This window comes from Paracoccus sp. FO-3 (assembly GCF_006386455.1).
In the GTDB taxonomy this organism is placed as follows: Bacteria; Pseudomonadota; Alphaproteobacteria; order Rhodobacterales; family Rhodobacteraceae; genus Paracoccus; species Paracoccus versutus.
On record NZ_VCBQ01000026.1, the window covers coordinates 1 to 26,121 of the forward strand.

Below are 26,121 nucleotides of genomic sequence, written 5' to 3' on the forward strand. Positions count from 1 at the left end.
CGGCCGCGCGCCACGGCCTGACCGACCTGCTGATCGACGCGGGCGAGATGCGGGCGCTGGGTGCGCGCGGCTGGCGGGTGGGGCTGGCCGATGCCGCAGGGCGCGAACACCGCCGCATCCGGCTGGGCGACCGGGCGCTGGCGACCTCGTCGCCCGGCGGTACGCTGATCGGCCCGCGCGACCTGCCGCATATCCTGGCGCCGGACGGCGGGGCGCCGCCTTGGGACACGATCTCGGTCAGCGCCGACAGCGCCGCCCTGGCCGACGGGCTTTCGACCGCGCTTTGCCTGATGCCGTCCGAGGCCGCCTGCGCGGCGCTGGCGCGCCTGCCGGGCTGCCGGATCGAGCTGGCGATCCCCGCGCCGCATGCGGAATTTCCCGGCAAGATCTCAAGCTTTTGCCTCGCTTGACTTTCATCAATGATCGACTCACGCTTGCCGGACAGTGAGGTCGTATCGAAAACAACAGATAGGGGACCCGCGTCATGAGCGAAATCATGACCAAGAACATGGCCCGGAACGTCTTCTACGGCGGGTCCATATTCTTCATCCTGATCTTTGGCGCGTTAACCGTGCATAGCCATATCTATGCCCGCACCAAGGCAGTGGATGAAAGCCAGCTCACCCCCTCGGTCGTCGAGGGCAAGCATATCTGGGAACGCAACGCCTGCATTGACTGCCATACCATCCTGGGCGAGGGCGCCTATTTCGCCCCCGAGCTTGGCAATGTGATGAAACGCTGGGGCGTGCAGGATGATCCCGAATCCGCCTTCGAGACGCTGAAGGGCTGGATGGAATCCATGCCCACCGGAATCGAGGGCCGCCGCCAGATGCCCCGCTTCGATCTGACGGACGAGGAATTCCGGGCGCTGTCGGATTTCCTGCTGTGGACCGGCACGATCAACACCCAGAACTGGCCACCGAACGACGCGGGCTGAGGGGGAAAACCGATGAGATACCATTCGCAACGCATCGCCTATGCCTATTTCCTGGTGGCCATGGCGCTTTTCGCCGTTCAGGTGATTTTCGGCCTGATCATGGGCTGGATCTATGTCAGCCCGAATTTCCTGTCCGAATTGCTGCCCTTTAATATCGCGCGGATGCTGCATACCAACAGCCTGGTCGTCTGGCTGCTCTTGGGCTTTTTCGGCGCGACCTATTACATCCTGCCCGAAGAGGCCGAGCGCGAAATCCATTCGCCGATGCTGGCCTATATCCAGCTGGGCATTTTCGTGCTGGGCACGCTGGGCGTGGTCGTGACCTATCTGTTCGACCTTTTCCATGGCCATTGGCTTTTGGGCAAGGAGGGGCGCGAGTTCCTGGAACAACCGAAATGGGTCAAGGTCGGCATCGCCGTGGCCGCGGTGATCTTCATGTACAACGTCAGCATGACCGCGCTGAAGGGCCGGCGGACGGCGGTCACGAACGTGCTGCTGATGGGCCTGTGGGGGCTGGTGCTGCTGTGGCTCTTTGCCTTCTACAACCCGGCGAACCTGGTCCTCGACAAGCAATACTGGTGGTGGGTGATCCACCTGTGGGTCGAGGGCGTGTGGGAGCTGATCATGGCCGCCATCCTCGCCTTCCTGATGCTCAAGCTGACCGGCGTGGACCGCGAGGTGGTCGAGAAATGGCTTTACGTCATCGTCGCCACGGCGCTGTTCTCGGGCATCCTGGGCACCGGGCACCATTACTACTGGATCGGCCTGCCGGCCTATTGGCAGTGGATCGGCTCGATCTTCTCGAGCTTCGAGATCGTGCCCTTCTTCGCGATGATGTCCTTTGCCTTCGTCATGGTCTGGAAGGGCCGGCGCGATCACCCGAACAAGGCGGCGCTGGTCTGGAGCCTGGGCTGCACCGTGCTGGCCTTCTTCGGGGCCGGGGTCTGGGGCTTCCTGCACACGCTGCACGGGGTGAACTACTATACCCACGGCACGCAGATCACCGCCGCGCATGGCCACCTGGCCTTCTATGGCGCCTATGTCTGCCTGGTGCTGGCGCTTGTGACCTATTGCATGCCGCTGATGAAGAACCGCGACCCCTACAACCAGGTGCTGAACATGGCCTCGTTCTGGCTGATGTCCTCGGGCATGGTGTTCATGACGGTGACGCTGACCTTCGCCGGCACGGTGCAGACCCATCTGCAGCGGGTCGAGGGCGGGTTCTTCATGGACGTGCAGGACGGGCTGGCGCTGTTCTACTGGATGCGCTTCGGCTCGGGCGTCGCGGTGGTGCTGGGCGCGCTGCTCTTCATCTATGCGGTGCTGTTCCCGCGCCGCGAGGTGGTCACAGCCGGCCCGGTGCAGGCGCACAAGGACGGCCATCTGGAGGCTGCGGAGTAAGCCATGAACGCCTATGCGAAACCCGAACGGAACGGGGCGGCCGACGCCCCCTTCTACCTGCCGCAGGGCGACGAGGTCGCGGTCTTCGAGGCCGCCGCCGCGAACGACCTGCCGGTGCTGCTGAAGGGCCCGACCGGCTGCGGCAAGACCCGCTTCGTCGCCCATATGGCGGCGCGGCTGGGCCGGCCGCTTTATACGGTCGCCTGCCATGACGACCTGTCTGCGGCCGACCTGATCGGCCGCTACCTGCTCAAGGGCGGCGAGACGGTCTGGACCGACGGTCCCCTGACCCGCGCCGTGCGCGAGGGCGCGATCTGCTATCTCGACGAGGTGGTCGAGGCGCGCAAGGACGTGACCGTCGTTCTGCACCCGTTGACCGACGACCGCCGCATCCTGCCCATTGACCGCACCGGCGAGGAAATCGAGGCGGCGCCCGGCTTCATGCTGGTCGCCTCCTACAACCCCGGCTACCAGAACATCCTCAAGACGCTGAAGCCTTCGACCCGGCAGCGCTTCGTGGCCATGGAGTTCGACTTTCCCGAACCCCGGCGCGAGGCCGAGATCGTGGCCCGCGAAAGCGGCCTCGACCGCGACCGCACCCTGGGGCTGGTGCGGCTGGCGGGCAAGATCCGCGGCCTCAAGGGCCAGGATCTGGAAGAGGGGGTCTCGACCCGGCTGGTGGTCTATGCCGCCAGCCTGGTCGCGCGGGGCATGTCCCTGGACCGCGCCATCGAGGCGGCGATGATCGAGCCCCTGACCGACGATGCCGAGGTCAAGCGCGGGTTGCGCGACCTGGCCGCGGCGATCTTCGGCTAAGGGAGGACGCCATCATGGGCCTGGACCTGGAACCCTGGGAACCCGAGGAAACCGTCGGCAAGCTCTGGCACGTCTGGGCCAGCAGCTTCGGCGCGCCGGAGGCGTTCGAGGATCAGGCGGTGGCGCTTTCCGAGGTCTCGGGGCGGCTCGCGGTGCTGTTCCGGGCCCTGGGCGGCGGCGCGGGGGTCGAGATCCGACCCGCCGCCGCCCAGGCATCGCATCATCGCATCGGCTGGCTTCGCCGGCTGGGCACCCCGGCCGAGATGGTGCCGCGCGCAAGTTTCGACGGCGAGATCCTGCGCCTGCCGGAACGGCTGACGGCGCTGCCCTCGCGCCAGGCGAACGGGGCGCTTTACCTGTGGCTGGCGGCCTGCGCCGCGCATGGCAGCCCGGTGCCGCCGCAGGACGATCCGCTGCGCCGCGACCTGGCGCGGCTGGGCGCGGCGCGCCGGGCCGTCGCGGCGACGCTGGAGGATGCGCCGGGCCTGGCCGGGCTTTACGACGATCTGGCCAGGCTGGTGCTGTCCCTGCGCCCCGACCCGCCGCTGCCCCCGGCCGAGGCGGTGGTCGAGGCGCTGGCGCGCCATCTTCTGGGCGATCCCGCGCCGCTGCCGCCCCTGGCCCGCGACTGGCTGGCCGAGCTGGACGATCCGCAGGCCAGGGCGCCGCGCGACTATCACCCGATGCGGCCGGTGCCGCTTTGGCCCGACCTGGCCCTGCCCGAGACGACGCTGGCCGCGGCGCCGGGCGATGCGCCCGACGGCATCGCCGCCGACCCGGCCAGCGGGCGCATGTTCCGCGCCCGCCGCCGGCAGAGCGACCAGCCGCAGCGCCGCGACAGCCTGATCCTGCACAAGTTCGAGGCCCTGCTGAGCTGGGCCGACCTGATGAACCTCAACCGGCATGTCGACGATGACGATCAGGACGACGCGAAGAAGGCGGCCGAGGATCAGGAAGAACTGGGCCTTGGCCAGGTGTCGAAGGCACCGGCGACGCGTTTGCGGCTGCATCTCGATCTTGCGCCCGAGGATGCGGATCTTGAGGCGGTCGCCGGCATCCGCACCTATCCCGAATGGGATGCGCGGCGCGGCCGCTATCTTGCCGATCATGTGCGCGTGCTGGAAAACCGCGCGCCCGAGCATGACGAGGCGCTGACCCCGGACCCCCGTGCGCAAACCCGCATCCGCGCCGTGCGCCGCCAGTTCGAGGCGCTGCGTCCCGGCCGCGTCACCACCACCGGCCACCGCGACGGGGACGATCTGGACGCCGAGCTGACCGTCCGCGCCGCCGCCGACCTGCGCGCCACCGGCCAGGGCAGCGACCGCATCTGGCGCCAGTCCCGGCCGCTGGCGCGCAACCTTGCGGTGTCGATCCTGCTCGACGTGTCGCGTTCCACCGAAAGCGCGGTGACGGGCCGCGCGGTGATCGAGACCGAGCGCGAGGCGCTGGCGGCGCTGGCCTGGGGGCTGGATGCCTGCGGCGACCGTTTCGCGGTCAACGCCTTTTCCTCGCTGAAGCGCGACCGAGTGTTCCTGACCGCCTGCAAGGATTTCGACGAGCCGATGGGCGCTGCGGTCGAACGGCGCATTGCCGGGCTGCGGCCGCGCTTCTATACAAGGCTCGGCGCCGGCATCCGCCATGCCTCGGCCGGGCTGGCGCAGCAGGCCAGCAGCCGGCGGCTTTTGCTGGTCATCACCGACGGCAAGCCCAACGACCTCGACCATTACGAGGGTCGCCACGGCATCGAGGACAGCGCCATGGCGGTGCGCGAGGCGCGGCGCGCCGGCCATGCCGTGCATGGCATCACCGTGGACCGCGACGCGAAAAGCTGGTTTCCCCGCATCTTCGGCCAGGGTGGCTTTTCGCTGATCCCGCATCCCGACCGGCTGCTGGCGGCCCTGCCGGTGATCTATCGCCAGCTGGTGGTGTGATGCGGGTCCAGGATCTGCCGGGCGAGCCGATCATGTGGGTGCTGATCGCCTCGGAACTGCTGGTCTTTGCCGCCGGCATCACCGCCATGGCCGGGGTGCGGCTGACCGACCCGGCCGGCTTTGCCGCGGCGCAGGCGCAGCTGCATGGCTGGATGGCGGCGCTGAACACGGCGATCCTGGTCAGCTCGGGCTTCTGCGCCGCCCTGGCCGAGCGCGCCTGCCACCGCGGCGACGGCCGCCGCGCGCGCATCGGGCTGGCGCTGGCCGCCCTGGGGGGCGCGGCCTTCCTGGCGGTGAAGGCGGCGGAATATGCCGGCGACCTGCGCGCGGGCCTGGGGATGGAGAGCCATCCGTTCTTCACCTTCTACTATCTGCTGACCGGCTTTCACGCCGCGCACGTGCTGTTCGGCATCGGCGTGCTGGCGCTGGTCGCGATCCGGCTGCGCCCCGAAGAGGTGCAGGCGGGCGCGGCCTTCTGGCACATGGTCGACCTGGTCTGGGTGCTGATCCTGCCGCCGGTCTACCTGCTGGGCTAGGGGATGGAATTGACGCGCATCTGGCTGACCCTGCTGGCGCTGACCGCCGCGACCACGGCGCTGGCCTTCGTGCCCGGCCCTGCCGCGGCGGCGGCGCTGCTGGCGGTGGCGTTCCTCAAGGCCCGCGCGATCCTGGGCGGCTTCCTGCATCTCGGCCGGGGCTCGGGCTGGCGCGCGGCCTTTACCGTGCCGCTGGCGATCTGGCTGGCGCTGGTCTGGGGGCTGCACGTCATATGACGGCCCCGCCGGTCAGCGACCCGGTTCGTCCCGGTCCTGCGGCGGATGGCCATGCGCCAGGTTGACGAGCTGGGTCTGGCTGTTGACCCCGGTCTTGACGAACAGCGCCTTTTGCTGGGTTCGCACCGTCTCGTGCGACAGCCCGGCCGCCTCGGCGATCTGCCTGAGGTTGAAGCCTTGCAGCAACCCGCCCAGCACCCTGCCTTCCGCGGCGGTCAGGTCATGGGCCAGGCGCAGCCGGTCGCGCTTTTGTTCAAGGTCCAGCCCGTGCAGCCCCGGATCGACCGCCAGCATGACGCAGGGGCCAAGCAGCAGTTCCGACAATTCGTCGCGGCGGATGCGGACCATGGTGATCGTGGCCTGCGCCGTCCTGAACTCTGCCAGCTTGCGCCCGGCGTGGTTGCGAGACAGCATCTCGCCCAGGCAGTCGTCGGCGGCCTGATCGACCAGCCCGACCGTGCCAAAGGGCGATTGCCGGACCGCCTGCCAAACCTTGTCCGAGAGTTGCGCGGCCGGCGACACCGGCAGGATCTTGCGATCCGCGCCGACGATCATCACCCCAAGGTCCAGCGATTGCGACAGCACCGCGGGCAGTTCCGCCAGCGCGCCCAGCCCCGAGCCACGGCGACACCAGGCCATGGCCCGGTGCAGATGTGCGGAAATCCGGTTGAAGGTTTGCGACCATGCCTCGATCAGCGCGGACTGGCCCAGCGGGGCCATGATCGTCAGCGTCGCGGTGCCCGAACGCCGCGCATCCAGCAGCAGCCCCGCCGCCGTGTCCAGCCCCAGCGGCCTGAGGAAACCATCGTGGAATTCGGTGCGCAGCAATTCGTCATGCGGCACCAGCCGATGCGCCGGCATGGACTGGCGCGACTGGGCCGCCATCGCCCGCTCCATCCAGGGGTTGCGGTGGGTATAGTAGTCCACATATTCCGCCAGCGCTTTTTCCGGCGCGCTGTTGTGCAGGATGGAGCAGCTGCCGTCGGCGCCCTGGTAGAACATCGCCCCCATGCCGCCCGGCGTTGCGCGCTCGATCTCGGCCAGGAAGTCGCGCCAGCTGCGCTCGCCCAGAAGGATCGCATAGATCAGGTCGGTCAGCCGTTCCTCGATGCCGTTCATGGACCGCCTGAAATGCCCCGCCTGCCTCTTGCTTTGCAGCCCTTGCCGCGGGCAGGGGGCGGGCCTTGTCCGGCCCGCGCATCCGACCCGGACGGGAATGCCGGGGTCGATGTTATTTTCGGATCCGCCCAGGTCAAGCGCCGATACCGGGCAAGGCCATGTTTTGGCCGCATTTTCGACAGCGCCGCGCCCCGCCGGCTACGCGGGGCAGCTGGCCATCCACCCGTCCGGGGCATAGGCACAGGACTGATTCGCGGTCTGCCTTGCCTCGCTGGCCAGGCGGCGGGTGTCCTGCAAGGCGGTCGGGATGCTGGCGACGCATTCGGCGTCCCCGGCCGCCCTGGCCTCGGCCAGGCAGGTTTCCAGCACCGCGATGCCTCTGTTCGCGCCGCACCATGCCATCTTGGCCGAGACATGGACCGAGCTGCCGCCATGCGCGCCCAGGGCGAGCAGCCGGTCGGAATAGTCGCGAAGCCGGCTGCTTGCCGCGCGGCCTTGCGGCCGCTGTTCGCATTTCCCGGTGCCGGGCCGGGATGCGCCTGCCGAGGCCGCAGCGGGCGTGTCCAGCGTGGCGGTTGCGCTTTGGATCGGCGACCCCGTGGCGGCGGGCGCAGCCTCGGCCGCCGAACGGCGCTGGGCGGCATCGTTCAGGCTGGCGGTCGCGACCTGAAGCCCGGCGTCGCGATAGGCATCCCCGCCGAAGGCCGCCCCCGGCAGGCCCACGGCCGCGGTCATCTCGCTCTGGTTCACCTGGTCGGCGGTTGCGGGGTCCGGCCCGGAGGTGTCGCAGGCCGACAACAGCATCAAGGGCGCCAAGGCACTGGCAAGAGCAAAGCCGCGGTGCGTTTCAACCTTTCCATGGAAAGCAATGCACCGTCGCTATCGCGCAACCGCCGGCGGACCTTCACCCGATGGGGCGAGGGCCGGCGCGGCGCGCGGTGATTTCCAATGCCGGGGGCGGCGGGTCAGTCCATGGCCAGCATGCGCAATTCGGCGATGTCGGCGATGGTGGCCTTGTCGGCCTCGACCTCGACGCCGTGCTGGCGCAGCCGGGCGAAGGCGCGCGACAGGCTTTCGGGCTGCATGCCCAGGTGCCCGGCGATCAGGCGCTTGTTATAGGGCAGCCGGACTTCGGCCGGGCCGGCCACGGCATCCGACAGGTCGGCCAGGAACTGCGCCACCCGCTGCACCCCGGTATGGGCCTTGAGCTTTTCGATCTGGTCCACCAGCCCTTGCAGATGCACGAAGGTCGAGGCGAGCAGGCCGATGGCGAATTCCTGATTCTCCAGCAGAAGCTGGCGCAGCCGCGCCCCGTCGATCTGCAGGACCGTGCAGTCCGACACCGCCTCGGCCGAGACGGGATAGGGCGTGCCGCGCAGCGCCATCGCCTCGGCGAAGCTGCGGTTGCGGCCCAGGATCGCCACCACCGCCTCGGACCCGCCGGGGGTCAGCCGCGACAGCTTGATGAAGCCGTTCAGCACGATGAACACCGCCCGCGCCGGATCGCCTTGCAGGAAGATGGTCTCGCCCTCGCGATAACTGCGGCGCTGGGCGTCCTTCAGCAGCTTGTCGCGCACTTCGGGGGCCAGCCCGTTCAGCAGAACGGATTTCTTCACCGCCTCGGGCAGGGGGGCGTTCATCGCAGCCTCATCCTTGGTTTCGCGCGGGGCCGAGTGTCGCACGAGCGGCGGGCGAGGAAAAGACCGTGCGTTCCACTCGGCATTTGCCGGCCATCAGGGCGACAGCCAATGCTCGCGCAAGGCGAAATCGCGGTCCAGCAGCACCAGCTCGGCCGGCCGGCCGGGGGCCAGCGTGCCATGACGGTCCTGCAAGCCCAGCAGTTCCGCGGGAATGGCCGAGGCCATGCGCAGCGCGCGTTCGGGCGCGATGCCGACCTGGCGGACCAGCACGGCGACGGCCTGCGGCAGCGTCAGGTCGGCGCCGGCCAGCGTGCCGTCGGCCAGCGTCAACCGCCCATCGCGGCGCAGCACCTTGCGGCCGCCCAGTTCCATCTCGGTCAGATCGGTGCCGGCGAAGGCCATGCAGTCGCTGACCAGGAAGATGCCCTCGGGCCGCGCCCCCAGCGCCAGCCGCATCACCGCCGGATGGACGTGGATGCCGTCGGCGATCAGCCCGGCGCCCGCCTCGCCGGCCAGCACCGCGCCCACCAGCCCCGGCGCGCGGTTGCCGATCTGGCTCATGGCGTTGAACAGATGCGTGGCGCAGCGGGCACCGGCGGCAAAGCCGGCCTGCGCCTGTTCGAAACTGCAATCGCTGTGGCCCAGGCTGACCACCGCGCCGGCTCCGGCAAGGGCGGCGATCTGCTGCGGGCTTGCCGCCTCGGGCGCCAGCGTCACCATCAGCGCCGGCAATTGCCGCGCGGCCTCGCACAGCCGGTCCAGGTCGTCCTCGGCCATCGGCCGGATCAGCGCCGGGTCGTGCGCGCCCTTGCGGCGCGGGTCGAGATGCGGCCCCTCCAGATGCAGGCCCAGGAAGCCCGGCACCTGTGCCTTGGCCGCCGCGATCCCCAGCGCGATGACATGGGCGGTGGCCGCGGGCGTGTCGGTGATCAGCGTCGGCAGCACCCCGGCGGTGCCAAGCGTGCGATGCGCGGCGCAGATGCGGCGCAGCCCGTCCAGGTCGGTCGTGCCGTCCAGCATCAGCCCGCCGCCGCCGTTCACCTGCAGGTCCAGGAAGGCCGGGGCCAGGATGCCCGTGACCGCCCGCCGCCCCTCGGCCGGGGCCTCGGGCTCGGGCAGGATGGCGGCGATCTCGCCCGCCTCGATCACCAGCGCATGACCGTCGAGGAAACGCGCGCCGTCGAAGATGCGGGCGCCGGTCAGGACCTCGCGCGCCATCACACCGTCTCCGTCACCTTGCGCAGATGCGGCGGCGTGTCGGGGTCGAAGCCGCGCCGCCGCGCCAAGCCCTCGATGAAGGCGTAGAAGCCGGCGATGGTGACAAGCGGCGCCACCAGCGGATGCAGGCCGGGGACCGAGGGCAGGGTGACGGCGCCGCCGACCTCGGTGCCGGTGACGAAGACATCCGCGCCCTGCGCCGCCAGCCGCTCGGCCGTGGCCTTCAGCTGGGGCAGGGCGGCGTCCTCGATCCCCAGCGCCAGTACCGGAAAGCCGGCCTGCACGATGGCGGCGGGGCCGTGCAGCACCTCGGCGGCCGAATAGGCCTCGGCATGGATGCCCGAGGTTTCCTTGAACTTCAGCGCCGCTTCGCAGGCGATGGCGAAGCTGGGGCCGCGGCCGAGGACAAAGGCCGACGATGCCCGTGCCAGCCGCGCCGACAGCGGCGACCAGTCCAGCGCCACGGCCTGCGCCAGCCCTTCGGGCAGGGCGGCGACGGCGTCTTGCAAGGCGTGATCCTGCCGCCATTCCGCCAGCAGCGACAGGCCGGCCAGCACCGAGCAGACGAAGGTCTTGGTGGCGGCGACGCTTTTCTCCTCGCCCGCCTGCAGGGGCAGGCAATGGGCCGAAACCTGCGCCATCGGGCTGTCGGAGACATTGGTGATGGCGATGGACAGCGCCCCGCCCTGGCCCGAGGCGCGCATCATCTCGACCCCGTCCGGGCTGCGGCCGGATTGCGAGATGCCGATGCAGGCCGCCTTGCCCAGCCGCAGGGGCCGGCGATAGATCGAGGCGATGGAGGGCCCGACCGAGGCGACGGGCACGCCTGCCTCAAGCTCGATGGCGTATTTCAGATAGGTCGCGGCATGGTCGGACGACCCCCGCGCCACCGTCACCACCAGGTCGGGATCCTTGCGGCGCAGGGCGCTGGCGGCATCCAGCACCGCGTCGCGCGAACGGTCAAGGAAACGGGCGGCGGCTTCGGGGATCTCGGCCACTTCGCGCGCCATATGCGTCTGGCTCATCACGGGTTCCTTTCGCCTTCCGGGGCAAGTTTCAGTTCCACGGCGAAGTCATAGGCATCGCCGCGATAGAGCGAGCGGGTGAACTCGACCACCTTGCCCGAGGGCAGGTAGGAGATGCGTTCGATCCGCAGTCCGGCCACGCCGGGATTGACGCCCAGCAGCTCGGCGTCCTTGGCGTTCAGGTTCGCGGCCGAGATGCGCTGCACCGCCCGCACCGGCCGCAGCCCGCGGCCTTGCAGCACCGCGTAAAGCGAATCGGTGACGCCTTCGGGATCGGGCAGGATCGCTTGCGACAGCGAGGCGCGCTCGATGGCCAGCGGCACCCCGTCCGAGCTGCGCACCCGTTCCAGCCGCGCCACCTTTTCGCCGACGCCCAGCCCCAGCGCCATCACCTCTTCGGGGGCGGGGGCGTGCAGGCCGCGCGCGATCCAGCGGCTTTCGACGCTGCGGCCGCGCCGGGCCATGTCCTCGGTAAAGGATGTCAGCAGCGACAGCGCCTGTTCCAGCTTTTCGACCCTGGGCGCGACGAAGGTGCCCGAGCCGCGCCTTTGCACCAGCTGCCCCGAGGCGACCAGCTCCGCCACCCCCTTGCGCACGGTGACGCGCGACAGGCCGGTCATCGCCGCCAGCTCGCGTTCCGACGGCAGGCTGTCGCCCGGCTGCAGCCGCCCCGAGGCGATGGCCTCGGCGATCAGCCGGTGCAATTGCAGGTAAAGCGGGCCGCCGCCGGTTTCCTCGAAAGCCTCGGGGGTGAACAGCTCGCCCATCATGCCTCCTGCCGGGCCAGGTGCAGCGCGCCGTCGAGGCCCGAGCCCCTGGGCGGCTGGATGGGCCACAGCCCCTGCAGGCGGGCGGCGTAATGCGCGCCAAGCCCGCCCAGGAACACCACCGGCAGGTCGCGGCCGGCCTGCAAGGTGTCGATCATGGCGCGGATCTCGGCCACGGCCGCGGCAAAGATGCGCTCGCCCGCCGGGTCGGTGCCGGCGGTGATGCGCGGCGCGAATGCGGCGAATTCGGCGGGCCGGGCGCGGAAGCCGAAGGAGATCACCCCCTCGATCCCGCCCAGCTCGTCCAGGACGGCTTGCAGCAGCGGGCTCATCGGCGCGAAGCCGTCCTCGGCGCGCAGGGCCTCGGACAGAAGCGCCCGGCCCAGCACCGCGCCGCTGCCCTCGTCGCCCAGGACGAAGCCGCGCCCGCCATATTGCCGCATCTCGCCGCCGATCTGGACCGCAAAGACCGAGCCGGTGCCCATGGCGGCGACGATGCCGTCCCCGCCCCCCAGCGCGCCGGTGGCGGCAGTGACGGCATCGGTGACGATGCGCGTGCGGCGAAAGGGCAGCATGGCCTGCAGGCTGCGGGCGGCGGCGGTGACATTGGCGCCGGCCAGGCCCAGCACGGCGGTCAGTTCGTCCAGGTGGCCCCGCCCGGCGTCCTGAAGCGCGGCGCGGGCGGCGGCGAGGATATTGGCGCAGGCCCCCTCGGTCTCGACCGAGATATTCGCCGGCCCCGCTGCGCCCCGGCCGATGATCCGGCCCGAGCCGTCCGCGATGGCGGCGCGGCAGCCGGTCCCTCCTCCGTCTATGCCCAGGAAATATGACATGGCGACTCCCTTTGCAGGCAAGATACCAAAACAATACCAAATGGGAAGGGTTAATTTGAGTTTCCCCAAGAAACGCCGATTTTCGGCCTTTTTGAAGAAAGGGGTTTACAAGTGGTATTGTTTTGGCATTATCAACGGAACAGGGGGAATCACATGACCGCATCCGGCACCGAGGCAAGGCATCCGGCATCGACAGGGCTTCACGCGCGCCCCGGCGGCGACGTGCTGCGCATCCTGCTGGAGGCGCAGGTCGCGGCGCTGGCTGCGTTGCAGCCCGCCTTGCCGGCGCTGGAACGCGCGGCCGAGGCCGCAGCAGAGACGCTGCGCCGGGGCGGCAAGCTCGGCTATGCCGGGGCCGGTTCCTCGGGGCTGATGGCGCTGGCCGATTGCCTGGAACTGGCCGGCACCTTCGGCATCGCGCCCGAGCGCACGCCGATGATGTTCGCCGGCGGGACCGAGGCGCTTTTGCACCTGCAAGGCAGCGTCGAGGACGACCCGCGGCTTGCGCTGGCCGACCTGGACCGTTCCGGGCTGGCGGCGGGGGATGTGCTCTTGTGCCTCTCGGCCTCGGGGCGCACGCCCTATGCGCTGGCGATCTGCGCGGCGGCGCAGGAGCGGGGCGTGACCGTGGCCGGCCTAGCCAATGTGGCGGGCTCGGCCCTGCTGGAACGCGCCGACATCCCGGTGCTGATCGAGACCGGGGCCGAGGTGGTTTCCGGCTCGACCCGCATGGGGGCGGCCACGGCGCAGAAGGTGGCGCTGAACATGCTGTCGGTGCTGGTGGCGATCCGGCTGGGCCATGTCCATGACGGCTACATGGTCAACCTAGTGGCCGACAACATCAAGCTGGTGGACCGCGCCGCCCGTATCGTCGCCGCCGTGGCGGGGGTCGGGCGCGACGCGGCCGAGGCGGCGCTGTCGCGCACCGGCGGCGCGGTGAAGCCCGCGATCCTGGTCGCGCGCGGCATGGCGCCTGATATGGCCAAGGCGCGGCTGGCCGCAACCGGGGGCCTGCTGGCCCCGCTGATCTGATTGCAACCGGAGGGTCCGCGAGAGACCCGATGCCGAAGGGAGAAGACCATGACCAAGACCATCCGCCTGGCGCTGCTGGCCAGCACATTGCTGACCGGCGCCGCCTGGGCCCAGGACGTGACGCTGACCATCGAGAGCTGGCGCAACGACGACCTTGCCATCTGGCAGGAAAAGATCATCCCGGCCTTCGAATCGGCCAATCCCGGCATCAAGATCAATTTCGCGCCCTCGGCGCCGCCGGAATACAACGCGGTGCTGAACTCCAAGCTGGATGCGGGCTCGGCCGGCGACCTGATCACCTGCCGGCCCTTCGACGCCTCGCTGGAGCTGTTCAAGAAGGGCAAGCTGGCCGACCTGAGCGACCTGGCGGCGATGGCGAATTTCTCGGACGTGGCGAAATCGGCCTGGCAGACCGATGACGGCGCCCAGACCTTCTGCGTGCCGATGGCCTCGGTGATCCACGGCTTCATCTACAACAAGACCGCCTTCGAGGAACTGGGGCTGACACCGCCGAAGACCGAGGCCGAGTTCTTTGCCCTGCTCGACAAGATCAAGGAGGACGGCACCTATATCCCGATGGCCATGGGCACCGCGGACCAGTGGGAGGCCGCGACCATGGGCTACCAGAACATCGGCCCGAACTACTGGAAGGGCGAGGAGGGCCGCAAGGCGCTGATCGAGGGCACGCAAAAGCTGACCGACGAAGGCTGGGTCGCGCCCTTCCGCCAGCTGGCGAAATGGAAGGACTACCTGGGCGACGGGTTCGAGGCGCAGACCTATCCCGACAGCCAGAACCTGTTCACGCTGGGCCGCGCCGCGATCTATCCGGCCGGGTCTTGGGAGATCGGTGTCTTCGGCCCGCAGATCGGCGGTGCCTTCGAGATGGGCGCCTTTCCGCCCCCCGTCCCGGCCGAGGGCGACACCTGCCATATCAGCGACCATACCGACATCGCGCTGGGCATGAACGCGGCGACGCAGCACCCGGAAGAGGCGCGGAAGTTCCTGGAATGGGTCGGTTCGTCCGAGTTCGCCACGCTTTACGCCAATGCGCTGCCGGGCTTCTTCTCGCTGAATTCGGCGCCGGTCGAGATGGAGGATGCGCTGGCCAAGGAATTCGTCTCCTGGCGCGAGAGCTGCGAGCCCACCATCCGCTCGACCTACCAGATCCTGTCGCGGGGCACGCCGAACCTGGAGAACGAGACCTGGACCGCCTCGGCCAATGTCATCACCGGCACCGAGACGCCCGAGGCCGCGGCCGAGCGGCTGCAACAGGGCCTGGCCTCGTGGTACGCGCCGCAGCAGAACTGAGCCTCGGCCGGGCCTGACGGCCGGAAGTCAATGTGGCCGGGCCTGGTGGCCCGAGGTGAAATGTTGCCGGGCCTGGCGGCCCGGCGGTGGCGGGGGGCTTTCCGCCCCCCGCACCCCCCGAGGGTATTTTTCAACGGAGAAGGAGGGCGTCATGGCGCAGCGGAAAGCGTTTCGCTGGCATATCGCGGTGTTTCTTGCGCCCGCGGTGCTGGTCTATACCGCCATCATGATCGTGCCGCTGTTCGGGACGCTGAACCTGTCGCTGTTCAACACCGGCGAGGAGGGCCGCGTCTTCGTCGGCCTGCGGAATTTCGCCACGCTGTTCGGCGATCCGCGCTGGTCGGCGAGTTTCTGGAACGCGCTGGGCAACAACGCCTGGTTCTTCCTGGTCCATATGCTGGTGCAGAACCCGGTCGGCGTGGCGCTGGCGGCGCTGCTGAGTTCGCCGCGGCTGCGCGGCGCGGCCTTCTATCGCACCGCGATCTTCATCCCGACCATCCTGAGCTTCGTCATCGTCGGCTTCGTCTGGAAGCTGATCCTGTCGCCGATCTGGGGCATTGCGCCGGGCATGCTGGACGCCGTCGGGCTGAAGAGCCTGTTTGCGCCCTGGTTGGGCCGCGAGGGCACGGCGCTGACCACCCTGGCGCTGATCTCGGTCTGGCAATTCGTCGGCATCCCGATGATGCTGATCTATGCCGCGCTGCTGTCGATCCCCGACGAGGTGATCGAGGCGGCCGAGATGGACGGCGTCACCGGCTGGTCGCAGTTCTGGAAGATCAAGCTGCCGCTGATCCTGCCCTCGATCGGCATCATCTCGATCCTGACCTTCGTCGGCAATTTCAACGCCTTCGACCTGATCTACGTCACGCAAGGCGCATTGGCGGGGCCGAATTTCTCGACCGACATCCTGGGGACGTTCCTTTACCGGACCTTCTTCGGCTTCCAGCTGCAGATCGGCGACCCGCACATGGGCGCGACCATCGCCACCGCCATGTTCGGCATCATCCTGCTGGGCGTCGGCTTCTACCTGTTCGCCATCCAGCGCCGGCTGCGCCGCTATCAGTTCTGAGGGGAGAGCCATGAGCCAAGCCCGCCATTCCACCGCCCGCAGCCTGGCTGCCCATGCGGTGCTGATCCTCTATACCGTGATCGCGCTGTTTCCGGTCTTCGTCGTGGTCATCAACAGCTTCAAGAACCGCCGCGCGATCTTTGCCGATCCGCTGGCCGTGCCCACGGCGGAAAGCTTCGACCTGGTCGGCTATCGCACGGTGCTGGCGCAGGGGGATTTCCTGCTTTACTTCCAGAACTCGCTGGTCGTGACCGTGGCCAGCCTGTTCTTCGTGCTGCTGTTCGGTGCCATGGCGGCCTTCGCCCTGTCGGAATACCGCTTTCGCGGCAACATGCTGATGGGGCTTTACCTGGCCTTGGGGATCATGATCCCGATCCGGCTGGGCACCGTCGCCATCCTGCAGATGATGGTCGCATCCGGGCTGGTCAATACGCTGACGGCGCTGGTGCTGGTCTATACCGCGCAAGGGTTGCCGCTGGCGGTGTTCATCCTGTCCGAGTTCATGCGCGGCGTCTCGGACGACCTGAAGAACGCGGGCCGCATCGACGGGCTTTCGGAATACACCATCTTCTTCCGGCTGGTGCTGCCCTTGGTGCGGCCGGCCATGGCCACCGTCGCCGTCTTTACCATGATCCCGATCTGGAACGACCTGTGGTTCCCGCTGATCCTGGCGCCGAGCGAGGCGACCAAGACCGTCACCCTGGGCAGCCAGGTCTTCATCGGCCAGTTCGTCACCAACTGGAATGCGGTGCTGGCGGCGCTGAGCCTCGCCATCCTGCCGGTGCTGGTGCTTTACCTGGTGTTCTCGCGCCAGCTGATCCGCGGCATCACCGCCGGCGCCGTCAAATGATCCGTCTTGCAGCAAGGAGACCCCGATGGGAGCCCTGACCCTTACCCAAGTCACCAAGTCCTTCGGCACCACCCAGGTCATCAAGGGCGTGGACCTGGCGGTCGAGGATGGCGAGTTCTGCGTCTTCGTCGGCCCCTCGGGCTGCGGCAAGTCCACGCTTCTGCGCATGATCGCCGGGCTCGAGGACGTGACCTCGGGCGACGTGGCCATCGACGGCGCGCGGGTGAACGACCTGGCCCCGGCCCGGCGCGAGATCGCCATGGTGTTCCAGAGCTATGCGCTTTACCCGCATCTGACCGTGCGCGACAACATGGGGTTGGCGTTGAAACAGGCCGGCACGCCCAGGGCGCAGATCGAGGCGGCGACCGGCAAGGCGGCCGAGATGCTGGCGCTGGCGCATCTGCTGGAGCGGCGCCCGGCCGAGCTGTCGGGCGGCCAGCGCCAGCGCGTCGCCATCGGCCGCGCCATCGTGCGGCGCCCGAAGCTGTTCCTGTTCGACGAGCCGCTGTCGAACCTCGACGCCGCGCTGCGCGTGCAGACCCGGATCGAGATTGCCCGGCTGCATCGCGAACTGGGCGCGACGATGATCTATGTCACCCACGACCAGGTCGAGGCGATGACGCTGGCCGACAAGATCGTCGTATTGCGCGGCGGCGTGGTCGAGCAGGTGGGCCGCCCCATGGACCTTTACAACGATCCCGACAACACCTTCGTCGCCGGCTTCATCGGCAGCCCGCAGATGAATTTCCTGGACGCCGGCAAGCTGGGCCTGCGCTCGGCCCGGCTGGGCATCCGCCCCGAGCATCTGGTGCCGGGCGGCGGCCAGATCGGCGGCCGCGTCAGCCATGTCGAAAAGCTGGGCGGCGAGACGCTGGTCTATGTCGCATCCGAGGACCACGGCCTTTTGACCGTGCGGCTCTTCGGCGAGCAGGACTATGCCGTGGACGAGGTGGTCGGGCTGGGCTTCGAGCCGAACCGCGCCTTTCACTTCGACGCCGAGGGGCGGCGGCTGCGCTAGATCACCACAACGCCGGAATGCTTGGCCTTGTGTTCCGGCTCGACATGGATGGTGATGAACGCGCCGGGCAGCTTGCGCTTGAGCGCCTGTTCGATGCGGTCGCAGATGTCATGGGCGGCATCGACCGTGGTCTGGCCGTCCACCACCAGGTGGAAGTCGATGAAGGTGCGCGGCCCGGCATGGCGGGTGCGCAGGTCATGCGCCTCGATGGCGCCGATGGCGGTGTCCGAGATGGTGGCGCGGATCTCGGCCAGCGTGTCCTCGGAAACCGCCTCGTCCATCAGGCCCGAGAGCGAGCTGGCCATGACTTTCCAGCCCGACCACAGGATGTTCAGGGCGACCAGCGCCGCCAGCGCCGGGTCCAGCACCGCCCAGCCGGTGAGGACCGCCAGGGTCACGCCCGCCACCACGCCCACGGACGAGATCACGTCCGACAGGAGATGCCGCCCGTCGGCGACCAGCGCCGGCGATTTCAGCCGCCCGCCGCGGCTGATCAGCACCCAGCACCACAGCGCGTTCAGCACGCTGGCCAAACCGTTGACCAGCAGCCCTTCGAGCGGCGCATCCAGCATGCGCGGGTTCTGGAAACCGTGCCATGCCTCGCGCAGGATCAGCAGCGCGGCGACGATGATCATCACCCCCTCCAGCACGGCGCTGAAGAACTCGGCCTTGTGATGGCCATAGGGGTGGCCGCGGTCGGCGGGCTTGGCCGCGACCCGGATCGCGATCAGCGCGGCGACGGCGGTGGCGACGTTCACCGTGCTTTCCAGCGCATCCGACAGCAGCGCGACCGAGCCGGTCAGCCACCAGGCAAGCGCCTTCAGCGCCAGAACGACCAGCCCGACGAGGATGCTGCCGAAGGCGATCTTTTCGGTCGCAGACATGGGCGCTTCCTTTTCCGAATCCGTCGCGCCGGGGTTTTATCCGGGTTGGCGGCCAGGGCCAACCGGCCTTGCGGGAAAGTTGCGTGCTGCGGGAAAGGGGGCGCCCCGGTCAGGCCCGGAAGGTGCGTGCCGCCGGGTTGCCCGAACGGGGACGCGCAGCCCCGGCATAAAGATCCGAGGATTTTTCCAGCTGGCCGCGCTGGATCTGATGCGGTTCGGCCGGGATCCTTCTGGCCGCCCATGCGTCGGCGGCGAAAAGGGCGCAGACGCCCGCGCCCAGGAAGCCGAGGGCCGAGACCCACCAGGGCAAGCCCAGGATCATCGACAGGATTGCGGCTCCTAGGCTGGCCAGCACGCTTGTGAACATGATCCCCGTCGGCTCCACCAACTGAACAGTATAGTTCACATAGCATGCCCGAAGCGCGATTCAACGGAAGTGTTTCGGGTGGAGCGGCATTTGTCCGGATGGCCGGGGGTGCCGGTGGCCGGGATGGTCCCTGGCGCAGCTAAAGGAAAGGGGGCCCGCAGGCCCCCGATCCGTCCTATTCCGCCGGCACCGCCGCCAGATCCTCGACCGGGGCGATGGGATACTGCAGATGCGGCAGCATCTCCCTGGGGCAGACTTGCAGGAAGTTCGCCTTTTCGTCCTCCCAGTTCTGCAGGATCTCCTCGGCCCGGCGCGAGCGGGTCTCTTGGTGGTGCCGCTCGATCAGGTCGCGCAGCTGCTCTTCCCAATGTGCCTGCGTTACCGGGCACAGGACCAGCGTCTCGGCGTTGATATAGTCGCGCGCCAGCCCCTCCGGGTCGTAGAGATAGGCCATGCCCCCGGTCATGCCGGCACCGAAGTTCGCGCCGATCCGGCCCAGGATCACCGCGACGCCGCCGGTCATGTATTCGCAGCCGTTCGAGCCGCAGCCCTCGATCACCACCTTGGCGCCCGAGTTCCTGACCGCGAAGCGTTCGCCCGCGCGGCCGGCGGCGAAGAGATGGCCGTCGGTCGCGCCGTAAAGCACGGTATTGCCGATGAGGGTGTTCTCGGCCGCCTTCAGCGGGCTGCCCATCGGCGGGCGCACGACGATGGTGCCGCCGGACAGGCCCTTGCCGACATAGTCGTTGGCATCGCCCGAGACCTCGATCTTCAGCCCCGGCGCGGCGAATGCGCCCAGCGACTGGCCCGCGCTGCCGGTCAGCCGCACGGTCAGGTGATCGGGTTGCAGCTTGTTGCGCATGCCGAAGGTCTGCACGATCATCGACGAGGTGCGCGTGCCCACCGTCCGCTGCGTGTTCCTGACCGCATAGGAAAGCTGCATCTTCTCGCCGTCCGAGAAGAAGCGGCCGGCATCGCGGATGATCTCGGCGTCCAGCGTGTCGGGCACCGCGTTGCGCGGCTTCGAACGGTCGTAGACGATCTTTTCCGAGCCATCGACGGTGATGAGCAGCGGGTTCAGGTCCAGGTCGTCCAGCGACTTGTCGCCGCGGCTGACCTGGGTCAGCAGGTCGGCGCGGCCGATCACCTCGTCCAGCGAACGCGCGCCGATGCTGGCCAGGATCTCGCGCACCTCGGTGGCGTAGAAGGTGATCAGGTTCACCACCTTGTCGGCCGAACCGTTGAACATCGCGCGCAGCTTTTCGTCCTGGGTGCAGACGCCGACCGGGCAGGTGTTCGACTGGCACTGGCGCACCATGATGCAGCCCATGGCGATCAGGGCGGCGGTGCCGATGCCGTATTCCTCGGCCCCCATCATCGCCGCCATGACGATGTCGCGCCCGGTGCGCAGGCCCCCGTCGGTGCGCAGCGTCACCCGGTCGCGCAGGCGGTTCATCGCCAGCACCTGATGCGCCTCGGTCAGGCCCATCTCCCAGGGCAGGCCGGCGAACTTGATCGAGGTGGCCGGCGAGGCCCCGGTGCCGCCGTTGTGCCCCGAGATCAGGATCACGTCGGCCTTGGCCTTGGCCACGCCCGCCGCAATGGTGCCGACGCCCGAGCTTGCCACCAGCTTCACCGTGATCTTGGCGCGCGGGTTGATCTGCTTGAGGTCATAGATCAGCTGCGCCAGATCCTCGATCGAATAGATGTCGTGGTGCGGCGGCGGCGAGATCAGCGTCACGCCCTTGGTCGAATGCCGCAGCCGGGCGATCAGGTCCGTCACCTTCATGCCGGGCAGCTGGCCGCCCTCGCCGGGCTTGGCGCCCTGGGCGACCTTGATCTCCAGCTCCTCGCAGGCGTTCAGGTATTCGGCGGTGACGCCGAACCGGCCCGAGGCGACCTGCTTGATCTTGGCGCAGGGGTTGTCGCCATTGGGCAGCGGGTGGCTGTGGGCCGGATCCTCGCCGCCCTCGCCCGAGTCGGATTTCGCGCCGATGCGGTTCATGGCGATGTTCAGCGTCATATGCGCCTCGGGCGACAGCGCGCCCAGCGACATGCCCGGCGTCACGAAGCGCTTGCGGATCGAGGTGATCGATTCCACCTCTTCCAGCGGCACCGGCTTGCCCAGCGGCTTGATGTCCAAGAGGTCGCGGATATGGATCGGCGGGTTCGCCCGCATGGTCGCGGTGAACTGCTTCCAGATGTCGTAGGACGCCTTTTCGCAGGCCAGCTGCAACAGCCGCATGGTATTGGCTTCCCAGGCGTGCTTCTCGCCCGAGCGGCGCGCCTTGTAGAAGCCGCCCACCGGCAGCAGATCGACCAGGGCCGCGCGGAAGCCCTTGGCATGGGCCTCTTCCAGCTTGGCTTGCAGCCCGTGCAGGCCGATGCCCGAGATGCGCGACTGCATGCCGGGGAAATATTCCGCCACCATGGCGCGGGAAAGCCCCACCGCCTCGAAGTTCAGCCCGCCGCGATACGAGGACAGGACCGAGATCCCCATCTTGGCCATGATCTTCAGCAGGCCCGCGTCGATGGCCTCGCGATAGCGGGTCATGATGTCGATCAGGTTGCCGTCCAGCAGCCCGCGCTCGATCCGCTCGGCCAGGGTGTCCTGCGCCAGATAGGGGTTCACCGTGGTCGCGCCGCAGCCGATCAGCACCGCGAAATCATGCGGGTCCACGCATTCCGAGGCGCGCACGTTCAGCGAGCAGAAGGTCCGCAGCCCCTTGCGCGTCAGCCAGCTGTGCACCGCGCTGGTCGCCAGGATCATCGGCACGCCGACGCGGCTGGCCGAGATGCCCTCGTCGGTCAGGATGATATGGCCGTTGCCGGACCGCACGGCATCCTCGGCCTCGGCGCGGATGCGCGCCAGCGCCTCGCCCAGGGCATCGGCGCCGCCATCGACCGGGAAGGTGCAGTCGATCTGCGTCGCCTGGTCGCGGAACATGCGGGTCAGCTCCTCGAACTCGCCATTGGCGAGGAAGGGGCTTTCCAGCATGGTGATCTCGGCATGGGTCGAGCTTTCCTCAAGCACGTTCTTGAGGTTGCCGAAGCGGGTGCGCAGGCTCATCACCCGGCTTTCGCGCAGGCTGTCGATGGGCGGGTTCGTCACCTGGCTGAAGTTCTGCCGGAAGTAATGCGACAGCGGCCGGAACTGGCGCGACAGCACCGCGGGCGGCGTGTCGTCGCCCATCGAGGCCAGCGCCTCCTTGGCGTCCTCGGCCATCGGGACCAGCATCTGCTCGACCAGCTCGACCGTATAGCCGACGGCGATCTGGCGGCGGTGCAGTTCCTCGCCGACATGCAGCGGGGTCTCGGGCAGCTTGGCCATCAGCTCCGAGGGCTGGACGACCTTTTCCACCCAGTCGCCAAAGGGCTGGCTGGCCGCCAGGTGGTCCTTGATCTCGCGGTCGTGGTAAAGCTTGCCCTCGGCCATGTCGACGGCGATCATCTGGCCCGGACCCAGCGCGCCCTTTTCGCGCACGGCGGTCTCGTTCACCGGGACCATGCCGGCCTCGGAGCCCGCGATCAGCAGGTTGTCGCCGGTCACGACATAGCGCAGCGGCCGCAGCCCGTTGCGGTCCAGGCCGCCGCAGACCCAGCGCCCGTCGGTCATCGCCAGCGCCGCCGGCCCGTCCCAGGGCTCCATGATCGAGTTGCAATAGGCATACATGTCCGCCCAGGCCTTGGGCATGTCGGTGGTGGCCTTGGACCAGGCCTCCGGCACCAGGATGGTCTTGGTCATCGGCGCATTGCGCCCCGAGCGCACCAGCACCTCGAACACCGCGTCCAGCGCCGCGGAATCGGACGAGCCGCCGGGGATGATCGGCTTGATGTCCTCGGCCATCTCGCCGAAGGTCCGCGAGGCCATGCGGATCTCGTGGCTGCGCATCCAGTTCGAGTTGCCCTTGAGCGTGTTGATCTCGCCGTTATGGGCCAGCATGCGGAAGGGCTGCGCCAGCCACCATTGCGGGAAGGTGTTGGTGGAATAGCGCTGGTGATAGATGGCAAAGGCGGATTCGAAGCGCTCGTCCTTGAGGTCGGGATAGAACTCGGCCACCTGTTCGGCCAGCATCATGCCCTTGTAGATGATGCTGCGGCAGGACAGCGTGCAGATATACATGCCCGCGATCTGCGCCGCCACCGCCGCCTTCTCGATCCGGCGGCGGATGATGTAAAGCTCGCGCTCGAACTGCTCGTCGTCGATGTCCTTGTCGCAGCGGATCAGGATCTGCTCGATCTCGGGGCGGGTGGCATTGGCCTTTTCGCCCAGGACCGAGGTGTTCACCGGCACGTGGCGCCAGCCGTAGATGTAATGGCCCATGCGCAGCACTTCGGATTCCACGATGGTCCGGCAACGCTCCTGCGCGGCGAAATCGGTGCGCGGCAGGAAGACCTGGCCCACGGCGATCAGCTTGTCGTGGTCGGGCTCGTGCCCGGTGCGGCGCACCTGGTCGTAGAAGAAGGGCACCGGGATCTGCACATGGATGCCGGCGCCGTCGCCGGTCTTGCCGTCGGCGTCCACGGCGCCGCGGTGCCAGATCGCCTTCAGCGCGGTGATGCCGCTTTCCACCACCTTGCGGCTGGCCTTGCCGTCGATGCTGACGACCAGCCCGACCCCGCAGGACGAATGCTCGTCCTCGGCACGGTAGAGCGAATGTTCCGCCATCCAGTCGCGGCGGGCCTGTTCCTGCTGTTCCCAGCTCATCTGTTCACAGTCCTTCACGTCCGTGCCTCCTTCGTAAGCTGCCACAGGATGTCGGCGCCCTGGCCGCCCACCATCTGCAGGTCGCAATCATATTCCGGCTTGGTCGAGCCGAAGCCGGGCTGTCCGGGGAACGAGAACGTCACCGGGCTGTCGTTGGTCTGCTGCACGGCGCCGGTCCAGTCCTCGGAGGTCTCGACCCCGCCGTAGAACCGCCCCTGCGCGCGGCTGATGAATTGCTGGCCGCGGCGCTGGATCAGCACCTGGCCGGATTCGCCATAGGTGGTCAGCTCGAAGCGCGTGACCTCCAGCGTCACGCCGTCGATCTGCACCTTTTCGCCGGTCAGCTCGTCATGGCCCACATGGCGCAGCCGCTCGCCGCTGTTCGAGCGGGTCCAGAAATCGAAATCGTCGCGCCCGGTCTCCAGCAGCGTGCTGAACGAGGCATGGTCCTGCGCCTCGTCCTCCAGCAGGTCGGTCAGGCCGCTGCGCAGGTCGGTGCTTTCCATCCAGCGCGTCTCGCGGTCGATGCGCGATTGGAAGGTCGGGCCCTCGGGGGTGAAATAGGTCACCCGCTGGTCCCCCGGCGCATCCGAGCCGCAGCGATAATGCTGCGAAACGCTGCAACCGCGGTTCTGCACCGTGATCTCCAGCTTGCAGCCGGAAGGCGGGGTGAAATTCGCCGCCGCGGCGGGCAGGGCAGGAAGCGTCAGCATGGCTGCCATTCCTGCCGCCAGCGCCATGCCGCGCGCCATCGGCGCGGCGCCGGGTGCGGGGCTGGGGCGTGGTTGTCGTGCCATGGCCGCCCCCTATTCGGCCGCGACGCGGGCGGCACCCGACAGGTAGCCGGCGATGCTGTCGGCGGCCTCGCGGCCGTCGCGGATCGCCCAGACCACCAGGCTGGCGCCGCGCACGATGTCGCCCACGGCAAAGACGCCGGGCAGGCTGGTCTGGTGCGTCTGGTAATCGGCCTTGATCGTGCCCCAGCGCGTGACCTCCAGCCCATCGACGCCCCAAAGCCGCGGCAGTTCCTCAGGCTCGAAACCCAGCGCCTTGATGACCAGCTCGGCCGGCTCGTCGTAATCGGCGCCCTCGATCAGTTCCGGCGACTGCCGGCCCGAGACATCGGGCTGGCCCAGCCGCATCCGCTGCACCCGCACGGCGCTGATGGTCGGGATCTCGCCGGTGTCGTCGACGTCGCGTTCCTGCGCGACCATCGCCTCGCCGGTGACATGGCCGGTAAAGGCGCCGGGGGCGGACAGCCAGACGAACTCGACGCCCTCTTCCTCGGCGTTCTGCACCTCGCGCTGGCTGCCGGGCATGTTGGCCCGGTCGCGGCGGTAAAGGCATTTCACCGATTGCGCGCCCTGGCGGATCGCCGTCCTGACGCAATCCATCGCGGTGTCGCCGCCGCCGATGACCACGACGCGCTTGCCCTTGGCGTTCAGCTCGCCATCCTCGTAATCGGGTATCTCGTCGCCCAGGTCCACCCGGTTCGAGGCGGTCAGGTAATCCAGCGCCCGCACCACGCCCTTGGCGGCGGCATTGTCGATGTCCAGGTCGCGGGTCTTGTAGACGCCGGTCGCGATCAGCACCGCGTCATGCTTGCCGCGGATGGCATCGAAGCTGATGTCCTCGCCGACATTGACGTTCAGCACGAAGTCCACGCCGCCCTGGGCCAGCTGCTCGGTGCGCCGCTCGACCACCTGCTTTTCCAGCTTGAAGCCGGGGATGCCATAGATCATCAGCCCGCCGGCGCGGTCGTGGCGGTCATAGACCGTGACCTGGAAGCCCATGCGGCGCAGCCGGTCGGCGGCGGCAAGCCCGCCGGGCCCGGCGCCGATGATGCCGATGGATTCCGGCCGTTCCTGCATCGGCACGACCGGGGTGATCCAGCCCTGCTCCCAGGCGGTGTCGGTGATGTATTTCTCGATGGCGCCGATGGTGACGGTGCCGTGGCCGGACTGCTCGATGACGCAATTGCCCTCGCACAGCCGGTCCTGCGGGCAGATGCGGCCACAGATCTCGGGGAAGGTGTTGGTCTCCTGGCTGCGCAGATAGGCTTCCTGCGTGCGGCCCTCGGCGGTCAGGCGCAGCCAGTCGGGGATGTTGTTGTGCAGCGGGCAATGGCTCTGGCAATAGGGCACGCCGCATTGGCTGCAGCGGCTGGCCTGTTCCTTGGCCTTGGCCTCGGCGAACTCGCGATAGATCTCGTGGAAATCTTCCGAGCGGGATGCCGCGTCACGCTTTTCGGGCATCTCGCGCCCGATGGTGACAAATTTGAGCATCTTCTGCGTGGCCATGGCTGCGCGTCCTTCGATGACGAGGGTGTTCACAGCCTGATAAGACAGGCTGCCGTCAAAGAAAAGTCAGCACAGTTGACCTAATTAACGATTCTTCCGATCCGCCTTCACTTTTTCATGCTGCA

The 26,121-nt window shown here is 68.4% G+C and carries 24 protein-coding genes; 12 read left to right on the forward strand and 12 right to left on the reverse strand.

What is annotated here, in order from left to right; translation table 11 throughout:
• The 7 genes from FE811_RS09420 to FE811_RS09450 all read left to right on the forward strand — a co-directional run.
• A partial coding sequence (locus tag FE811_RS09420) for an FAD:protein FMN transferase (RefSeq protein ID WP_140847280.1) occupies positions 1-410 on the forward strand: 410 nt, incomplete at its 5' end.
• A gap of 74 nt (positions 411-484) precedes the next feature.
• The gene (locus tag FE811_RS09425; RefSeq protein ID WP_116223071.1) at positions 485-937 is read left to right on the forward strand and encodes a cytochrome c; all 453 of its coding nucleotides are present in this window, start codon (positions 485-487) and stop codon (positions 935-937) included.
• Positions 938-949: 12 nt separating this feature from the next.
• Positions 950-2,338, forward strand: coding sequence for a cbb3-type cytochrome c oxidase subunit I (locus tag FE811_RS09430; RefSeq protein WP_036751959.1), 1,389 nt, complete (start codon positions 950-952; stop codon positions 2,336-2,338).
• A 3-nt stretch (positions 2,339-2,341) separates the two neighbouring features.
• The gene (locus FE811_RS09435; protein WP_036751956.1) at positions 2,342-3,154 is read left to right on the forward strand and encodes a CbbQ/NirQ/NorQ/GpvN family protein; all 813 of its coding nucleotides are present in this window, start codon (positions 2,342-2,344) and stop codon (positions 3,152-3,154) included.
• A gap of 14 nt (positions 3,155-3,168) precedes the next feature.
• Positions 3,169-5,085: a nitric oxide reductase activation protein NorD gene (locus tag FE811_RS09440; protein ID WP_181180842.1), complete on the forward strand. Its 1,917-nt coding sequence runs from the start codon at positions 3,169-3,171 to the stop codon at positions 5,083-5,085.
• The gene (locus FE811_RS09445) at positions 5,085-5,621 is read left to right on the forward strand and encodes a cytochrome c oxidase subunit 3 (RefSeq protein WP_072461085.1); all 537 of its coding nucleotides are present in this window, start codon (positions 5,085-5,087) and stop codon (positions 5,619-5,621) included. Before FE811_RS09440 ends, FE811_RS09445 begins: the two co-directional genes overlap by 1 nt.
• A 3-nt stretch (positions 5,622-5,624) precedes the next feature.
• Positions 5,625-5,858, forward strand: a complete 234-nt coding sequence (locus tag FE811_RS09450) for a cytochrome C oxidase subunit IV family protein (protein WP_036751948.1) — start codon at positions 5,625-5,627, stop codon at positions 5,856-5,858.
• Positions 5,859-5,870: 12 nt separating this feature from the next.
• On the opposite strand, the gene FE811_RS09455 is transcribed toward FE811_RS09450, so the two are convergent.
• The 7 genes from FE811_RS09455 to FE811_RS09485 form a co-directional block, all read right to left on the reverse strand.
• Positions 5,871-6,977, reverse strand: a complete 1,107-nt coding sequence (locus FE811_RS09455) for a helix-turn-helix transcriptional regulator (RefSeq protein ID WP_116223069.1) — start codon at positions 6,975-6,977, stop codon at positions 5,871-5,873.
• A 198-nt stretch (positions 6,978-7,175) separates the two neighbouring features.
• Positions 7,176-7,781, reverse strand: coding sequence for a hypothetical protein (locus tag FE811_RS09460; RefSeq protein WP_116223068.1), 606 nt, complete (start codon positions 7,779-7,781; stop codon positions 7,176-7,178).
• 161 nt (positions 7,782-7,942) lie between these two features.
• Entirely contained in the window at positions 7,943-8,617 is a 675-nt protein-coding gene (locus FE811_RS09465; protein WP_036751943.1) for a Crp/Fnr family transcriptional regulator, read from the reverse strand.
• A gap of 93 nt (positions 8,618-8,710) precedes the next feature.
• Positions 8,711-9,835, reverse strand: coding sequence for an N-acetylglucosamine-6-phosphate deacetylase (gene nagA / locus FE811_RS09470; RefSeq protein WP_116223067.1), 1,125 nt, complete (start codon positions 9,833-9,835; stop codon positions 8,711-8,713).
• Entirely contained in the window at positions 9,835-10,860 is a 1,026-nt protein-coding gene (locus FE811_RS09475) for an SIS domain-containing protein (protein ID WP_116223066.1), read from the reverse strand. Before FE811_RS09475 ends, nagA begins: the two co-directional genes overlap by 1 nt.
• A complete protein-coding gene (locus FE811_RS09480; protein WP_036751936.1) occupies positions 10,860-11,627 on the reverse strand; it encodes a GntR family transcriptional regulator in 768 nt (255 codons plus the stop codon). Before FE811_RS09480 ends, FE811_RS09475 begins: the two co-directional genes overlap by 1 nt.
• Positions 11,627-12,460 carry a BadF/BadG/BcrA/BcrD ATPase family protein gene (locus FE811_RS09485; protein WP_072461080.1) on the reverse strand — a complete coding sequence of 278 codons (834 nt, stop codon included), beginning with the start codon at positions 12,458-12,460 and terminating at the stop codon, positions 11,627-11,629. Before FE811_RS09485 ends, FE811_RS09480 begins: the two co-directional genes overlap by 1 nt.
• Positions 12,461-12,613: 153 nt before the next feature.
• Between FE811_RS09485 and FE811_RS09490 the strand changes: the two genes are divergently transcribed.
• The 5 genes from FE811_RS09490 (at position 12,614) to FE811_RS09510 (ending at position 17,737) form a co-directional block, all read left to right on the forward strand.
• Positions 12,614-13,492, forward strand: coding sequence for an N-acetylmuramic acid 6-phosphate etherase (locus tag FE811_RS09490; protein WP_116223065.1), 879 nt, complete (start codon positions 12,614-12,616; stop codon positions 13,490-13,492).
• Positions 13,493-13,540: 48 nt separating this feature from the next.
• Positions 13,541-14,800: an ABC transporter substrate-binding protein gene (locus FE811_RS09495; RefSeq protein WP_036751928.1), complete on the forward strand. Its 1,260-nt coding sequence runs from the start codon at positions 13,541-13,543 to the stop codon at positions 14,798-14,800.
• Between the two features lie 151 nt (positions 14,801-14,951).
• Entirely contained in the window at positions 14,952-15,869 is a 918-nt protein-coding gene (locus FE811_RS09500) for a carbohydrate ABC transporter permease (protein ID WP_036751925.1), read from the forward strand.
• Between the two features lie 10 nt (positions 15,870-15,879).
• Positions 15,880-16,719, forward strand: a complete 840-nt coding sequence (locus tag FE811_RS09505) for a carbohydrate ABC transporter permease (protein WP_036751922.1) — start codon at positions 15,880-15,882, stop codon at positions 16,717-16,719.
• 25 nt (positions 16,720-16,744) lie between these two features.
• The gene (locus tag FE811_RS09510) at positions 16,745-17,737 is read left to right on the forward strand and encodes an ABC transporter ATP-binding protein (protein WP_036751919.1); all 993 of its coding nucleotides are present in this window, start codon (positions 16,745-16,747) and stop codon (positions 17,735-17,737) included.
• On the opposite strand, the gene FE811_RS09515 is transcribed toward FE811_RS09510, so the two are convergent.
• From FE811_RS09515 to FE811_RS09535, 5 genes are all read right to left on the reverse strand, one after another.
• Positions 17,734-18,621: a cation diffusion facilitator family transporter gene (locus FE811_RS09515; RefSeq protein ID WP_072461077.1), complete on the reverse strand. Its 888-nt coding sequence runs from the start codon at positions 18,619-18,621 to the stop codon at positions 17,734-17,736. The genes FE811_RS09510 and FE811_RS09515 overlap by 4 nt on opposite strands.
• 109 nt (positions 18,622-18,730) lie before the next feature.
• A complete protein-coding gene (locus tag FE811_RS09520; RefSeq protein ID WP_140847283.1) occupies positions 18,731-19,027 on the reverse strand; it encodes a hypothetical protein in 297 nt (98 codons plus the stop codon).
• A 136-nt stretch (positions 19,028-19,163) separates the two neighbouring features.
• Complete coding sequence (gene gltB, locus FE811_RS09525) at positions 19,164-23,696, reverse strand: glutamate synthase large subunit (RefSeq protein ID WP_114535038.1); 4,533 nt, start codon at positions 23,694-23,696, stop codon at positions 19,164-19,166.
• 14 nt (positions 23,697-23,710) lie between these two features.
• On the reverse strand, positions 23,711-24,493 hold the full coding sequence (locus tag FE811_RS09530; protein WP_243700100.1) for a hypothetical protein: 783 nt from the start codon (positions 24,491-24,493) through the stop codon (positions 23,711-23,713).
• 9 nt (positions 24,494-24,502) lie between these two features.
• Positions 24,503-25,996, reverse strand: coding sequence for an NAD(P)-dependent oxidoreductase (locus FE811_RS09535; RefSeq protein WP_036751906.1), 1,494 nt, complete (start codon positions 25,994-25,996; stop codon positions 24,503-24,505).
• Positions 25,997-26,121 lie beyond the last annotated feature (125 nt).